Source organism: Vibrio sp. R15-SG3-ISO1B, assembly GCF_059833835.1.
On record NZ_JCBDGG010000015.1, the window covers coordinates 23,263 to 37,917 of the forward strand.

Annotated in this window: 18 protein-coding genes; 2 read left to right on the forward strand and 16 right to left on the reverse strand. The window is 48.1% G+C overall.

Annotated elements, in window-relative coordinates:
- Positions 1 to 10: 10 nt before the first annotated feature.
- From secE to fkpA, 10 genes are all read right to left on the reverse strand, one after another.
- Complete coding sequence (gene secE, locus AC6R0S_RS04830; protein ID WP_334555690.1) at positions 11 to 391, reverse strand: preprotein translocase subunit SecE; 381 nt, start codon at positions 389 to 391, stop codon at positions 11 to 13.
- 275 nt (positions 392 to 666) lie between these two features.
- A complete protein-coding gene (tuf, locus tag AC6R0S_RS04835) occupies positions 667 to 1,851 on the reverse strand; it encodes an elongation factor Tu (RefSeq protein WP_500631029.1) in 1,185 nt (394 codons plus the stop codon).
- Between the two features lie 155 nt (positions 1,852 to 2,006).
- Entirely contained in the window at positions 2,007 to 4,106 is a 2,100-nt protein-coding gene (gene fusA / locus AC6R0S_RS04840; RefSeq protein ID WP_487903602.1) for an elongation factor G, read from the reverse strand.
- Between the two features lie 209 nt (positions 4,107 to 4,315).
- A complete protein-coding gene (gene rpsG, locus AC6R0S_RS04845; protein ID WP_045957025.1) occupies positions 4,316 to 4,786 on the reverse strand; it encodes a 30S ribosomal protein S7 in 471 nt (156 codons plus the stop codon).
- Positions 4,787 to 4,883: 97 nt separating this feature from the next.
- Positions 4,884 to 5,258: a 30S ribosomal protein S12 gene (rpsL, locus tag AC6R0S_RS04850; RefSeq protein WP_004399892.1), complete on the reverse strand. Its 375-nt coding sequence runs from the start codon at positions 5,256 to 5,258 to the stop codon at positions 4,884 to 4,886.
- A gap of 158 nt (positions 5,259 to 5,416) precedes the next feature.
- On the reverse strand, positions 5,417 to 5,695 hold the full coding sequence (gene tusB / locus AC6R0S_RS04855; protein WP_500637348.1) for a sulfurtransferase complex subunit TusB: 279 nt from the start codon (positions 5,693 to 5,695) through the stop codon (positions 5,417 to 5,419).
- Positions 5,696 to 5,703: 8 nt separating this feature from the next.
- Complete coding sequence (gene tusC, locus AC6R0S_RS04860) at positions 5,704 to 6,060, reverse strand: sulfurtransferase complex subunit TusC (protein WP_500637349.1); 357 nt, start codon at positions 6,058 to 6,060, stop codon at positions 5,704 to 5,706.
- On the reverse strand, positions 6,057 to 6,452 hold the full coding sequence (tusD, locus tag AC6R0S_RS04865; RefSeq protein ID WP_487903605.1) for a sulfurtransferase complex subunit TusD: 396 nt from the start codon (positions 6,450 to 6,452) through the stop codon (positions 6,057 to 6,059). The genes tusC and tusD overlap by 4 nt, the downstream gene beginning before the upstream one ends.
- The gene (locus tag AC6R0S_RS04870) at positions 6,449 to 7,171 is read right to left on the reverse strand and encodes a helix-turn-helix transcriptional regulator (RefSeq protein WP_334555722.1); all 723 of its coding nucleotides are present in this window, start codon (positions 7,169 to 7,171) and stop codon (positions 6,449 to 6,451) included. The genes tusD and AC6R0S_RS04870 overlap by 4 nt, the downstream gene beginning before the upstream one ends.
- A 252-nt stretch (positions 7,172 to 7,423) precedes the next feature.
- On the reverse strand, positions 7,424 to 8,212 hold the full coding sequence (gene fkpA / locus AC6R0S_RS04875; protein WP_500632071.1) for an FKBP-type peptidyl-prolyl cis-trans isomerase: 789 nt from the start codon (positions 8,210 to 8,212) through the stop codon (positions 7,424 to 7,426).
- Between the two features lie 132 nt (positions 8,213 to 8,344).
- On the opposite strand from fkpA, the gene AC6R0S_RS04880 reads away from it, so the two are divergent.
- Positions 8,345 to 9,328, forward strand: a complete 984-nt coding sequence (locus tag AC6R0S_RS04880) for a WD40 repeat domain-containing protein (protein WP_487903607.1) — start codon at positions 8,345 to 8,347, stop codon at positions 9,326 to 9,328.
- A 4-nt stretch (positions 9,329 to 9,332) separates the two neighbouring features.
- Positions 9,333 to 9,560, forward strand: a complete 228-nt coding sequence (locus AC6R0S_RS04885) for a SlyX family protein (protein ID WP_500632072.1) — start codon at positions 9,333 to 9,335, stop codon at positions 9,558 to 9,560.
- A gap of 46 nt (positions 9,561 to 9,606) precedes the next feature.
- Here AC6R0S_RS04885 and AC6R0S_RS04890 read toward each other — a convergent pair whose 3' ends face one another.
- From AC6R0S_RS04890 to miaA, 6 genes are all read right to left on the reverse strand, one after another.
- Positions 9,607 to 9,792 (reverse strand): DUF2065 domain-containing protein, encoded by a 186-nt coding sequence (locus tag AC6R0S_RS04890; protein WP_500633123.1) that lies wholly within the window; start codon positions 9,790 to 9,792, stop codon positions 9,607 to 9,609.
- Between the two features lie 126 nt (positions 9,793 to 9,918).
- Positions 9,919 to 10,899 carry a protease modulator HflC gene (gene hflC, locus AC6R0S_RS04895; RefSeq protein WP_334555717.1) on the reverse strand — a complete coding sequence of 327 codons (981 nt, stop codon included), beginning with the start codon at positions 10,897 to 10,899 and terminating at the stop codon, positions 9,919 to 9,921.
- A gap of 2 nt (positions 10,900 to 10,901) precedes the next feature.
- Entirely contained in the window at positions 10,902 to 12,092 is a 1,191-nt protein-coding gene (hflK, locus tag AC6R0S_RS04900) for an FtsH protease activity modulator HflK (RefSeq protein ID WP_500632074.1), read from the reverse strand.
- A gap of 45 nt (positions 12,093 to 12,137) precedes the next feature.
- Positions 12,138 to 13,427: a ribosome rescue GTPase HflX gene (gene hflX / locus AC6R0S_RS04905; RefSeq protein WP_334555715.1), complete on the reverse strand. Its 1,290-nt coding sequence runs from the start codon at positions 13,425 to 13,427 to the stop codon at positions 12,138 to 12,140.
- A gap of 41 nt (positions 13,428 to 13,468) precedes the next feature.
- Positions 13,469 to 13,750, reverse strand: a complete 282-nt coding sequence (hfq, locus tag AC6R0S_RS04910; RefSeq protein WP_334555714.1) for an RNA chaperone Hfq — start codon at positions 13,748 to 13,750, stop codon at positions 13,469 to 13,471.
- A gap of 188 nt (positions 13,751 to 13,938) precedes the next feature.
- On the reverse strand, positions 13,939 to 14,655 hold a 717-nt coding region (gene miaA / locus AC6R0S_RS04915), incomplete at its 5' end, for a tRNA (adenosine(37)-N6)-dimethylallyltransferase MiaA (protein WP_500637350.1).

The window sequence follows — 14,655 nt, forward strand, 5'->3', positions numbered from 1 at the left end:
ATTAAAACCTCTATACCCCAGTCACAAAGGCAACAAGACGAACCATAATGCCGTCAATGCCCCAAAGTGCTAGAGCCATTACAATACTTACAGCTAAAACGATCAAAGTTGTTTGCATAGTTTCTTGGCGAGTAGGCCAAACCACTTTACGAACTTCCATGCGAGATTCTTTAGCAAAATCAATCGCAGCTTTACCTTTCGTTGTTGTAGCAGCCACACCCAATGCCGCAGCGATTAGCACAACAACACCTGCAGCGCGAATCACTACAGAGAGTTCACCGTACAGGTAATTACCCACAACAGCGGCAGCTAGCAGAACAAAAGTGACAATCCACTTAAAGATATCTGCGCTATTTGAGCTTTCAGGAGTTTCAGCATTATTAGCTTTCATAAAACCAGCCTGTCATTAGTCTTAATATAGACGACAACAACCCCGCTGTTGCAGGGCAAATCCATACACGCCAATCATTACTGGTCGACGTACTCTTTATTGATCAAAACGCCCAGTTTTTAATCAAAATTTCTCTGCGTAATGCTTGCATGAACAACAAATCAGCAAACATTATCTTCAGTGCAGAAAAAGGGCATCAAATGATGCCCTCTTTGCTACTGGTTCGTCAAATCTTATTCCAAGATTTTCCGAAGACTTCAGCTAATTTGTCTAAATTAGTCGAAGATCTTAGCAACAACACCAGCACCAACTGTACGGCCACCTTCGCGGATTGCGAAACGTAGACCTTCGTCCATCGCGATTGGTGCGATTAGCTCTACAGTCATCTTGATGTTATCGCCTGGCATTACCATTTCTACGCCTTCAGGTAGCTCGATGTTACCTGTTACGTCAGTTGTACGGAAGTAGAACTGTGGACGGTAGCCTTTGAAGAATGGAGTGTGACGACCACCTTCATCTTTAGACAGTACGTATACTTCTGACTCGAACTTAGTGTGTGGAGTGATTGAACCAGGCTTAGCTAGTACTTGACCACGCTCAACTTCGTCACGCTTAGTACCACGTAGAAGTGCACCAACGTTCTCACCCGCACGACCTTCGTCTAGAAGCTTACGGAACATCTCAACACCAGTACATGTTGTAGTCGTCGTGTCTTTGATACCTACGATAGCAACTTCGTCACCTACGTTTAGGATACCACGCTCGATACGACCTGTTACTACTGTACCACGACCTTGGATTGAGAATACGTCTTCGATTGGCATTAGGAATGGCTGATCGATTGCACGCTCTGGCTCAGGAATGTAAGTGTCTAGCGCTTCTGCTAGCTCAACAATCTTCGCTTCCCACTGCTCTTCGCCGTTTAGCGCGCCTAGTGCAGAACCTTGGATTACTGGTAGGTCATCACCTGGGAAATCGTACTCAGATAGAAGTTCACGTACTTCCATTTCTACTAGTTCTAGTAGCTCTTCATCGTCAACCATGTCACATTTGTTCATGAATACGATGATGTAAGGAATACCAACCTGACGGCCTAGTAGGATGTGCTCACGAGTCTGTGGCATTGGGCCATCTGTCGCAGCTACAACTAGGATACCACCGTCCATCTGTGCAGCACCTGTGATCATGTTCTTAACATAATCCGCGTGTCCTGGACAGTCTACGTGTGCGTAGTGACGAGTTGGAGTGTCGTACTCTACGTGAGACGTTGCGATTGTGATACCGCGCTCACGCTCTTCTGGAGCGTTATCGATAGATGCGAAGTCTTTCGCTACACCGCCGTACACTTTAGCAAGAGTAGTACAGATAGCAGCAGTTAGAGTTGTTTTACCGTGGTCAACGTGGCCGATAGTACCAACGTTTACGTGCGGTTTTACACGTTCAAATTTTTCTTTAGACACGTTCGTGTTCCTTCCTAGTTATGATTCGCCACGATCAGAATTGATCGAGACGCGCCAGAAATTGCTATTTTATGCGCCAACGTCCGTCAGCGCAATATTTCGACGCCTTGATCTTTAAAAAAAGCACACACTTTTTCTACGATCAAGCCGCTTCATTAATAACCTCGCTCTGCAACAATTTTGTCTGCAAAGTTTTTCGGTACTTCAGCGTACTCATTAAACTCCATAGAGTAAGACGCACGGCCTTGAGTCGCAGAACGGAGGTCTGTAGCGTAACCAAACATCTCAGAGAGTGGCACTTGGGCACGGATAATTTTAATACCCGCAACACCATCGTCCATACCTTCAATCATACCGCGACGGCGGTTTAGGTCACCTACAACGTCACCCATCCAATCTTCAGGAGTGGTGACTTCAACATTCATCATCGGCTCAAGAAGTACAGGTTGTGCTTCTAATGAACCCTTCTTGAATGCCATCGAGCCAGCGATCTTAAACGCCATCTCGTTAGAGTCAACATCGTGGTAAGAACCGTCGAACAAGGTCGCTTTAATATCTAGTACAGGGTAGCCTGCTAGAACACCACTGTTCATTTGCTCTTCGATACCTTTCGCTACCGAGCTGATGTATTCCTTAGGAACCACACCACCCACGATTTCGTCGACAAAGACAAAACCCGCACCCGGTTCAGAGGGCTCTAGTTTGATCCATACGTGACCATATTGACCACGACCACCAGATTGGCGAACAAACTTGCCTTCCACTTCCGCGCTGCCGCGGATCGTTTCACGGTAAGCCACCTGAGGTTTACCTACGTTGCAGTCAACGCTGAACTCACGCTTCATTCGGTCAACGATGATATCTAGGTGAAGCTCACCCATACCCGAGATCAAGGTTTGACCGGTTTCATCATCCGTTTCGACGCGGAATGAGGGATCTTCTGCAGCCAGTTTACCCAGCGCAATCGCCATCTTTTCTTGATCGGCAACAGAGCGTGGCTCTACGGCAATCTGAATCACTGGAGCAGGGAATTCCATGCGCTCTAGGATCACCTTGTGGTTCGCATCACAAAGCGTATCACCCGTGGTGACATCTTTCAGGCCGATCGCTGCCGCAATGTCACCCGCGCGGATTTCTTTGATCTCTTCACGCTTGTTGGAATGCATCTGAACGATACGCCCAAAGCGCTCTTTCTTCTGCTTCACTGAGTTGTACACAGCATCGCCTGAGTTGACGACACCTGAGTAAACGCGCATGAAGGTAAGCGTGCCAACAAACGGGTCGGTGGCAATTTTAAATGCCAACGCTGAAAACGGTTCGTTATCGTCAGCATGGCGCTCAACGTCGTTTTCGTTCTCATCGATGCCTTTGATAGCAGGTACATCGATCGGTGATGGTAGGTATTCCACCACGGCATCCAGCACGGCTTGCACGCCTTTGTTCTTAAACGCACTACCACAAGTGGCCAATACGATTTCGTTATTCAGTGTACGAGTGCGAAGCGCTTGCTTGATTTCACTCTCGGTCAACTCACCTTCTTCAAGGTATTTGTCCATCAACTCTTCGCTGGCTTCCGCTGCTGATTCAACTAGGTTACTGCGCCACTCTTCAGCCAGATCAACCATATCTGCTGGAATCTCTTCATAATTGAAGGTCATACCTTGGTCAGCTTCGTTCCAGTTGATCATCTTCATCTTGATAAGATCAATCACGCCTCGGAACTCATCTTCCGCACCAACGTTAAGTTGGATAGGCACAGGATTGGCGCCCAAACGAGTCTTGATTTGCTTAACGACACGAAGGAAGTCAGCGCCTGCACGGTCCATCTTGTTGACGAACACCATGCGAGGGACATGATACTTATCTGCTTGACGCCAAACCGTTTCCGATTGCGGCTCAACACCAGATGAACCACAGAAAACGACAACGGCGCCGTCGAGTACGCGCAACGAGCGCTCTACTTCGATGGTAAAATCAACGTGTCCAGGAGTATCAATGATGTTAATGCGGTGATCTTGGAATTGCGCTTCCATACCACGCCAGAAAGTGGTCGTGGCAGCGGAGGTGATAGTGATACCACGCTCTTGCTCCTGCTCCATCCAGTCCATGGTAGCAGCGCCATCGTGAACCTCACCAATCTTATGAGAAAGACCAGTGTAGAATAGAATACGTTCACTTGTGGTGGTTTTACCTGCGTCTACGTGAGCGACGATACCAATATTACGGTAGCGCTCAATCGGTGTTTTACGAGCCACGATAGAATCCTCTTCAATTGGGATATAGGGACTATTGCTATGTCGAAACGACAGAACGAAGAATGCTCGAGTTGAGCGTGGGCGTCTTCAGTTAACGATGTCGCGCTTTAGATGAGCGATTTTCTGTGTTTCAGATATAGCAATAGTTCCTAGCTTGCGCATAGGAACTATTGAAGTGCTGCGAGAGATCTCGCAGCACGATAAAGGTATTACCAACGGTAATGTGCGAACGCTTTGTTTGCGTCAGCCATGCGGTGAACGTCTTCACGTTTCTTAACCGCAGTACCTTTGTTCTCAGACGCGTCTAGCATTTCAGCAGCTAGGCGTTGAGCCATAGATTTTTCACCACGCTTACGCGCAGCTTCAACCAACCAACGCATAGCAAGTGCGTTACGGCGAACCGGACGAACTTCTACAGGTACTTGGTAAGTTGAACCACCTACACGGCGAGATTTAACCTCTACCGCTGGGCGAACATTTTCAAGAGCTTCTTCAAATACAGCTAAGTGATCTTTACCAGATTTCTCAGCCATAGTGTCTAGTGCAGTGTAAACAATTTTCTCTGCAGTAGATTTCTTACCGTCAACCATTAGGATGTTAACGAATTTTGCCAGCAGTTCAGATTTGAACTTTGGATCTGGAAGGATCTTACGCTGACCGATGACGCGACGACGTGGCATGGATTTTCTCCGTTGTCTTCTTCAGGTTATCCAAAACTTTTCAGTTTCTTCAAAAATTAAATATAATTTAGTGTTTGGCCTTACTTAACGGATACCATTAAGATTTTGGACGCTTAACACCGTACTTAGAACGACCTTGTTTACGGTCGTTAACGCCAGCACAGTCTAGTGCGCCGCGAACTGTGTGGTAACGTACACCCGGAAGGTCTTTTACACGACCGCCGCGGATTAGAACAACTGAGTGCTCTTGAAGGTTGTGGCCTTCACCACCGATGTACGAAGTCACTTCGAAGCCGTTCGTTAGACGAACACGACATACTTTACGAAGTGCTGAGTTAGGTTTTTTAGGTGTAGTAGTGTAAACACGAGTACATACACCACGTTTTTGTGGACACGCTTCTAGTGCAGGCACGTTGCTTTTAACAACTTGCTTTGCACGAGGCTTACGTACCAACTGGTTAATAGTTGCCATTAACTAGCTCCTGATTTACTTGAAAGTAAGCTTTGTGAAAAATCTATCCCGAATCACGAATGGTAATTAGGGACGCAAAATTCTATGCAGCAGTGAGAGGTGTGTCAAGAAATATACGGATCTTTTTTGTCCACTTTCCCCGATAGGCCAGTGATGACTCAATCCCAAGTCAGCGATGTCTCGTGAGAGACCGTCAGGTCAACAAACTCACCGTGGTCAATCAGACGATAAGATGGGCTCAAACGTGACGTCATACCGCGCGCCGATGCATCACTGTGTAAGACGTGAACCTGATGCGCCTTAAGCGCTGTAAAAAGGGCGCTATGCATGGTCGCGCCGTAGATCGCCTCTTCAATCAGTATCAAGTCATCTTGTGTAGGATGGGCAATACGCAGCGCGTCTGCCAACGCGGATTGTGATTTAATAATATGAAGCATGTTACCTCTTAGAACGACAGCAGCGCCGACGCTTTTGCCAACTCGGCTTGTATTTCAGAAACCGAGAGAGGCTTAGCATCGATAATGAGATCGGCATGCGACAGCCCCCGTTCAGATAACGATGCGGCGCAGACAAACACATCCTCGATGTCATAAAGCTCAAACAGCTTCATCATAGGTGCGTACTCTTTACAGAGTATGTCACTGGCTTGCTGCCCTTGCAGTAACTGATACACACCATCGCCACTGAAGATGACGGCAATCGATTCACAGTACGCCGATGCGGCCATCAATGCATCGATGCCTTCTCGACCTGAGGCGGTGGCATGAGGTGCACTGCGAAAGAAATACGTGAGCTGACTCAAAACTGCACCACCCTATCTTGACTCAACATCGCCTCAGCAAGACTACCTAGCCCCGCTTGAACAAAACCTTCACTGAGGTTGCTGTTTGGTAGTGCATGAAGTGTAGCTTCATCGTCACTGACAATTCCGCGGCGTAGCGCGGCGGCCACACAGGTTTCAAGACGCACGCCATGCTCGGCAGCCAGTGCTTGCCATGCTTGGGTTAAATCCCACTCATCATTGGCGGGCACCACGAGACGACTGGCATTGTTAACGCCATCTTGATAAAAAAACACGCTCACCAATTGATGGCCTTTTTCGATTAACGCGAGGGCAAACTGGTAGGCACTGCGCGCAGACTGCGTACCATACACACCGCCATTCACGACCAAGGTGTAACTCAATGCGCTCATCTTTCGTCTTCTTCCGTTTTACGCTGACGGATATAGAGATACACGGTGTGCTTAGAGATATTCAAACGGTCGGCGACACGGTTGATCGCGTCTTTGATGTCAAAAATGCCCTTATCAAACAACTCCATCACAATTTGGCGATTTTTGGTGTTATTTGATACTGACTTGTCAGCATTGATCTCTTCAATGGTGCGTTCAACCGTCTGATCCACCAGCTCTTCAACATCGCTCGCAAAGTTAACAGATGAAGCGGCTTGTTTGGCTTCTTCGGTCGGCATAAACGATTGCAACACTTGCGAGAAAGGCGCATCCAGGTTGACGTTGATACACAAAAGGCCAATCACCCGGTTCTCGCCATTGCGAATAGCAACGGTGATAGACTTCATGAGCACACCGCCTTTCGCGCGCGTAAAGTAAGAGCGAGAAAAGTTACGCTCTGATCCTTCGATATCACGCAGCATTTTCAGCGCCAAATCGGTGATCGGCGATCCCACTTGGCGTCCGGTGTTTTCGCCATTGGCAATCTTAATCGCAGAGGTGTTGAGATCTTCCAATGAGTGCAAAACGATCTCACAGAATGGGCCGATTAAGCTTGCGATGCCATCCACCACGGCCTCATACGAGCGCAGAATGATCTTGTCGTGCTCACTAAATGGCATCACGTTGACAGATTCCATTTCAAGCAACATATCGGTATTTAGTGTTTCTGTAGTGGTCACTTTCTAGCCTTAGAGCGAAAAATCAACAAATTGCTGTAAGTTTATCAGAAATTTTGAAAATCAGATCCCGTAAACCGAGCATCTAGTGACTTAGAACAAATAAATCGCGTCTATCCGTGTGCGCGGGCGCATCTCTGAACGCTATCCTCACCTGAACGATCCCATCGCCAACTAGTATCGAACGCTGCTTTGGAAGGGTAGAAAAAAGCCCGGCACATGGCCGGGCTCCAATAAGAGAATAACCGCAGAAGATTACTGCGCGGCTTCTTCACCGTTTTCAATCTTAAGTAGCTCAACTTCAAACACGAGTGTTGAGTTCGCCGGAATCGATGGGGTGTCCTGCTCGCCATACGCCAACTCTGGCGGAATCACGAATTTGAATTTTGAGCCAACAGGCATGAGCTGTACGCCTTCGGTCCAACCTGGGATCACTCGATTGAGTGGGAAGGTGGCTGGCTCGCCGCGATCGTATGAGCTGTCAAATTGAGTACCATCGATCAGCGTACCTTTGTAATGCACCTGCACGGTATCGGTATCTTTTGGTTGCTCACCTTCCGCTGCCGTCATCACTTGGTACAACAAGCCAGATTCTGTCTTCACGACACCGTCTTGCTGTTCAAATTCAGCGCGGAATTCATCACCTGCCGCTTTCGCTGCTTGCGCTTTTTCAGCGGCTTGCTTTTGCATGGTTTCTGCTACACGTTGATCCAACGCTTCTAGCGCAGCACGCGTCTCTTCTTCGCTCAGTTCGGGGTTGCCCGCAAACACATGCTCAATCCCTTTTAGAACCAGGTCTTTGTTGAGGGAAATGCCAATTTCGTTTGGCTTATCAAGACTGGTGCTCAGGTAGTTAGCAAACGACACACCGATAGCATACGCCGCTTTATCGTCTTCGGTTTTAAAGTGAACCGCTTTTCCTGTCTCTGCTTGAACTTGTTCAGCAGCTGGGGCAGTGTCGGTTTTTGGCTCTTCGTCTTTTTGACAGCCAGCCGCTAGCGCAACCGTTGCAGCAAGCAGTGACACTTTAAAAATAGATTTCATTAAACTCTCCAAATTGAAGCATTTTGTCTTTGTGCACAAATCTTTAAGAAAGAGTGGTGTGCAATTACATGTTGTACCAATATAACCAATATACGGCTTAATTAAACCAAACCAAGCGGATATTTGGACCTAATGCGGATAATTTTTAACAAGGTCATCATTGTTGTTGTCATTTCAGCGTTAATAAATGGCTGTTTTTACTCATCGAGTGATGTTCAGCGCTGGGAGATTGAACCCAATGGCGCCACGAGCTTTGCATTAAGCCGTGATGCTCGCTTCGCCCTGCTCTATTCCAAAGAACATCAGCTTGTCCTATGGGATTTAGTGGAGAGCCAACCTCTGGCCTCACTGGGTGAGCAAGACCCTCAAGCCAGTACCGTATCCACCATTCGCATCTCCGACAATGGTCGCTTTGCTGTGACCGCCACTCAAATCAACTTCGCCGTGTGGGATTTAGCGTGGACGCAAGCGCAAGGTCTGTGGTCAATATCCGACGGACTGATACGCGATATCGACATCGCCAGCAATGGCGAACAGGTATTACTTGGGCTCTCCAATGGTAAAGCGATTTACGTCAACTTAGTCACCGGACGTCGTCTTGAGTTCCTCGCGCACAATGAAAAAGTCAATTCTGTTGCGCTGTCGCCCAATGGGCGCTTTGCTCTGTCTGGCGGCAACGATTACACCGCTTACTTATGGGACACCAATACCGGGCAAATTCTAAAAACCTTTGAGCATGAGCAGCGCATTAATCGTGTTGCTTTGCATCGCGATGCCAAGTTTGCGTTCACTTCTGATGGTGGCAATCAAGCGTTCATTTGGGATTTAAGCACCGGCGAACAACACGCTCAACTGCGAAGTTTCTCACGGCAGCTTATTTTCTCTAGCGCCCGCTTTTCTGATGATGGGCAAAAGCTCGTAACAGGCACGCCGTCGAGTCGAATTATGGTGTGGGACGTCAATAGCGGAAAGCGCATCGACGGCTTTGAAGCCGTACCACTAAAAGATGCTCGCCCTCCTCGCGCAGTGGTGTATGATGCTGCCTTTGATAACCGAGGGCGTGTCATTTCTGCAACATCCGCAGGCATTGCCCAAGCTTGGCAGCTAGATGAGTAATACGATGAGCGAAACACTTATTGAACAACTAGAAAACCGCATCAATGACTTGGAGTGCCAACTTGCCTTCCAAGAACAAACGGTAGAGAGCCTCAACATTGCACTTAGCCAGCAGCAATTACTGATCACCAAAATGCAGGATCAGATGAAATACGTTGTCGGTAAAGTGAAAAACATGGACAGCTCGAATCTGGCTGACCCTTCAGAAGAGACGCCGCCTCCCCATTACTGATCGTCATAGCCACATTGCATTGCAGGCTATAAGCCTCTCGGTAAGGCTAACCAAACACATAAGCAATCACGGCGCCCGCCACCACGAGACAGCCGCCCATGCGTCTTAAGTGGTGGTCTGATTGATCGCTGATCTGGGCAATCATGGCTCGCCACCCTTTGGGCGCGATTAATGGCCCTAGCCCTTCGACTATCAACACAATGCCCAGTGCCAGCCACAATGAGTTAGACATCCTCAGCTCCTTTTCCCGCGCCACGTGCGCATGCAAACGCTCAGGCGGCGACAATGGTAAACCATCCTATGAGAGACAAAAAATAAAGGCTCCGTCATAACGGAGCCTTTATTCATCAATAGCGAATTACTTCGCGGCGGCACCCGCAGAGTTGTTCATGTATTTAAAGAACTCACTCTTAGGATCCAAGACCAGAATATCACTCTTATCGCTGAACGATTTCTCGTAAGCTTTGAGCGAACGTAGGAACCCATAGAACTCAGGGTCTTTATTGTACGCTGACGAGTAGATTTTCGCCGCTTGTGCATCCGCTTCACCTCGCGTCACACGCGCGGTTTTGTCTGCTTCCGCAAGGATAGTCGCCACTTCAAGTTCGGCTTGTGCGCGAATCACTTCCGCTTTTTCGCGGCCTTGAGAGCGGTGCTTACGCGCCACTGACTCACGCTCTGCACGCATACGGCGATAGATAGACTCACTGATCTCATCAGGTAGGTTGATTTTCTTCATTCTGAAGTCAACCACACGAACACCCAAGTCTTTCAGTGCGCTGCGACGCGTGTCGTTCAACACTTCTTGCATGATTTGGTCACGCTGACCATCAATCTCAAGTGCCTCTTTGGCCGCTTCAGTCGTGACGACATCCGCATCTGCACTGTCAGGTAGAACGTCGTTGTTACGCGGACCTGACACGATCTGTTTGATCTCACGAGCACCGATTTCAGAACGCAATACGTCAGTGACTTTACGCTCAAGGAGCGCTTCCGCCGTCAGCGTATTACCACCACCGGTCGCCAAGTAGTATTGACCGAAATCTTCGATACGCCACTTAACGTAGGAATCGATGATGACGTCTTTTTTCTCAGAGGTCACGAAGCGGTCTGAACGGCCGTCCATGGTCTGAATACGTGCATCGAGTGTTTTAACACGATCGAACATCGGCATTTTGAAGTGCAGACCCGGCTCGTAAATGCGAGACACATCGTTGTTGTCTTTCAGCACTCGACCAAATCGAATCACGATACCGCGCTCGCCTTCAGGAATGACAAATAAAGACATCAACATCAGAGCCAATGCAACGACTAATACAGGGATCATTAACTTACGCATTCTTAGTATCTCCCTTGACGTGAATCAGTTGAACGAGATGAGGTGTCTGAAGTGGTATCAGTACGCTGGGATTCAAGCTCAATTTGATCATAACTAGAAGATGACTTAGTACTGCGCTTTGTTGACACTTGATCTTGACCCGCTAACTTATCAATAGGCAAGTACAAGAGGTTGCCGCTCGATTCTGAATCAATCAGCACTTTCGATGAACGGGTGTATACCTCTTCCATCGCATCTAGGTACAGACGATTACGCGTTACTTCCGGCGCTGCTTGATACTCAGGCAACAGTTTTTCAAACTGAGCAACCTGACCTAGGGCCTCGTTAGTAATACGCTCGTTGTAACCTTGCGCTTCTTTCTTCAAACGCTCCGCTCGACCGGTCGCTTTTGGCAAGATTTCATTCTTGTACGCTTCCGCTTCTCGGATGAAACGCTCTTCATCTTCTCGAGCTGCGATCGCATCATCAAAGGCGTCTTTCACTTGCTCTGGTGGACGTGCAGATTGGAAGTTGACATCAACAATGACTAAGCCCATATCATAGCTGTCGACAATGTCGTTCAACGTTTCTTGCGTACTTTGACGGATTTGCTGACGGCCACTGGTCAAAATGCTATCCATCAATGAGTCACCAATCACAGCGCGCAACGCAGAGTCGGTCGCTTGGCGTAAGCTGTCATCAGCATTGGTCACTCGGAACAGGTACTTATAGGGTTCCGCCACACGGTATTGAACGTCCATCGCCACCGTGACGACGTTTTCGTCTTTGGTCAGCATCAAACCTGAAGAGCGCAACGAACGAATCGCTTGCACGTTCACCGGGGTCACTTCGTCAATAAAACGAGGACGCCAGTTCAAACCAGGATCGACCACGCGATCATATTTACCGAGGCGCAACACAACACCGCGCTCCGCTTCGCCGATAGTATAGAAACCTGCAAAGAACCAAATTGCGACCGCGATCGCAGCGATAATGCCAAAGCCGATTGCTCCGCCACCACCGATAGACGGTCCTTTACCGCCTCCTTTACCACCAAACTTTCCACCCAGTTTCTGACTCAGTTTGCTAAACACTTCGTCTAAGTCTGGCGGTCCTTGATCACGGCCACCTTTGTTACCGCGATTATTGTTACCCCACGGGTCATTATCGCGGCCATCGTTGCCGTTGTTATTACCAGGCTCATTCCACGCCATTAGAAAGCTCCATCATTTGATATGACGTTATACTGTAGCAGTCATTTAAGTAACTATAAAGTCACGTAAAACTGCCCCTTCTCTTTTTTCAAGTCTAGACCAATCCGCTTGTTGCATTCGAATCTCGATCAACAAGTCACCATCGGAATCATACTCTTCCTGTTGAATACATTTCATCTGGAAGAATGTACTACGAATTCGCCCTTGATGTTGTGGCGGGATTCGCAGTTGGTACTGAACCATTTGGCTAGAGAGACGCTCGGTAAGAGCCTCAAACAGCAATTCAATACCCACGCCTTCCATTGCCGATACCCATACAGCACGAGGAATGCCTTCCTCATCTCTTTCTATACGAGGTTTCTGGTCTTCTAGATTGTCTATCTTATTCATCACCAGCAAAGCTGGGACTTCATGGGCATCAATTTCTTCAAGTACCACATGAACTGCATGAATATTCTCACGAAAACGGTCGTCACTGGCATCGACAACATGTAACAAAATGTCAGCTTCTTGCGTCTCTTGCAGCGTCGCTTTAAAAGCGGCGACCAGATCGTGTGGTAAATGACGAATAAATCCAACCGTATCCGCTAAGATTGCTGGACCGACATCGGCCAAGTCTATTTTTCTCAGCGTTGGATCAAGCGTGGCAAACAGCTGATCAGCAGCGTAAACGCCCGCTTCAGTGATTCGGTTGAATAGGGTAGATTTCCCTGCGTTGGTGTATCCAACAAGGGAGACGGTTGGGATTTCCGCTCGACTTCTAGCTCGGCGACCTTGTTCGCGCTGCTTGGCCACTTTCTCTAGGCGGCGCAAGATGGCTTTAATCCGATCACGCAATAAACGTCGGTCAGTCTCTAACTGAGTTTCACCTGGACCACGTAACCCGATCCCACCTTTTTGTCTTTCAAGGTGAGTCCAACCTCGAATCAGTCGCGTTGAGATATGACGCAACTGCGCCAGTTCCACTTGCAACTTGCCTTCGTGAGTACGAGCGCGCTGAGCAAAAATATCTAAGATCAAACCCGTACGGTCCAATACTCGACATTGACACAGCTTTTCGAGGTTACGTTCTTGGGCAGGAGAGAGGGCGTGATTGAAAATCACGATATCTGCCCCATTCAACTGCACAGCTTGCGCAATTTCTTGGGCTTTACCCTCTCCGACGTAGTATTTGGGGTGTGGTGACTGTCTGCTCCCGGTTACGACTTGTAACGCGTTGACTCCAGCTGAAGATACCAGCATTTCGAATTCGCTGAGATCTTCCCACTCCCCTTCTTGCGTAAAGTTGATATGAACAAGTACGGCTCGCTCACCGGCTTCATAACGGTCAAACAAGCAATCAACTCCTTAACAGTAATGTGTGTGCGTAGAGAAAATTAATCGTCAGATTTCTCTTGAGAACGCTCGCCACCTTGAGGACGGTCACCTTGAGGGCGTTCACCACTGTGGTGGCTTACTGCACGCGCAGGCACAACCGTTGAGATAGCGTGTTTGTAGACCATTTGGTTTACTGTGTTTTTCAACAAGATAACAAATTGGTCGAAAGATTCGATCTGACCTTGTAGTTTAATTCCGTTTACTAGGTAGATAGAGACTGGAATACGCTCGCGACGTAATGCATTTAAGAATGGGTCTTGAAGAGATTGCCCCTTAGCCATTTTTATTTTCCTTATTTTGTAATTTTGTTCTAGTTATTTAGCTAGTGGTGCGCGTAAAAATAGGTGCGACCTTTGCATCTGAGCTAAATGAATAAAAAACACCCTGTCCCTCACTGTTATGACGACTTTACGATCAAATTTCAAGTCACAGATCTTTTACAGGGCACATTCACGCAAAAGCGATCACATTATACACAGCTAAAACCTTCCGATGCTATGGCATTTGAAACAGTTTCCAACGCTTGGTCAATGTTCTCACTATCCAACCAAGTTAAATCATCCCAGCTGCGTAACCAGGTGATCTGCCGCTTGGCCAATTGACGGGTTGCACAGACGCCTTTAAATATAGCCTCATCCAACGTACATTGCCCATCCAAGTAGTCCCACATCTGACGATAGCCGACACAACGAATCGATGGCAGATCAGGGTGAAGATCCTCGCGCGCATACAGCGAGCGCATTTCTTCTAAAAACCCAGCGTCGATCATTTTGTCAAAACGTAGCTCAATTCGTCGATGGAGCTCAGCCCTTTCCTTGGGTGCGATTGCGAACTGCTTCACACGAAATGGGAGTGCTTCTCCTTTCGTTTGAGTCAGCTCAGTAAGAGTTTTACCTGAAATTCGAAAAACTTCCAATGCCCGCGACAATCTTTGTGGATCATTTGGGTGGATTCTCTCAGCCGAAACAGGATCAATGGCCTTAAGTTGATCGTGCAGCGCCTCCCACCCTTGCGTTTGCGCTTCCTGCTCAATAGTGCGCCGAATATCCGGATCCGCTGCTGGCAAAGGCGACAAACCTTCCAGTAGTGCTTTGTAATACAGCATGGTACCGCCCACCAGCAAAGGGATCTTGCCATCGGCGACAATCTTGTGCATCTCGTTAAGCGCATCTCGCCGAAAATCAGC

Coding starts and splice junctions, on each gene's coding strand:
- secE (WP_334555690.1), bottom strand. CDS start 391: ATGAAAGCTAATAATGCTGAAACTCCTGAAAGCTCAAATAGCGCAGAT.
- rpsG (WP_045957025.1), bottom strand. CDS start 4,786: ATGCCACGTCGTCGCGTCATCGGTCAGCGTAAGATCCTTCCAGATCCA.
- rpsL (WP_004399892.1), bottom strand. CDS start 5,258: ATGGCAACTATTAACCAGTTGGTACGTAAGCCTCGTGCAAAGCAAGTT.
- tusB (WP_500637348.1), bottom strand. CDS start 5,695: ATGCTTCATATTATTAAATCACAATCCGCGTTGGCAGACGCGCTGCGT.
- tusD (WP_487903605.1), bottom strand. CDS start 6,452: ATGAGCGCATTGAGTTACACCTTGGTCGTGAATGGCGGTGTGTATGGT.
- fkpA (WP_500632071.1), bottom strand. CDS start 8,212: ATGAAATCTATTTTTAAAGTGTCACTGCTTGCTGCAACGGTTGCGCTA.
- AC6R0S_RS04880 (WP_487903607.1), top strand. CDS start 8,345: ATGCGGATAATTTTTAACAAGGTCATCATTGTTGTTGTCATTTCAGCG.
- AC6R0S_RS04885 (WP_500632072.1), top strand. CDS start 9,333: ATGAGCGAAACACTTATTGAACAACTAGAAAACCGCATCAATGACTTG.
- AC6R0S_RS04890 (WP_500633123.1), bottom strand. CDS start 9,792: ATGTCTAACTCATTGTGGCTGGCACTGGGCATTGTGTTGATAGTCGAA.
- hflC (WP_334555717.1), bottom strand. CDS start 10,899: ATGCGTAAGTTAATGATCCCTGTATTAGTCGTTGCATTGGCTCTGATG.
- hflK (WP_500632074.1), bottom strand. CDS start 12,092: ATGGCGTGGAATGAGCCTGGTAATAACAACGGCAACGATGGCCGCGAT.
- hfq (WP_334555714.1), bottom strand. CDS start 13,750: ATGGCTAAGGGGCAATCTCTTCAAGACCCATTCTTAAATGCATTACGT.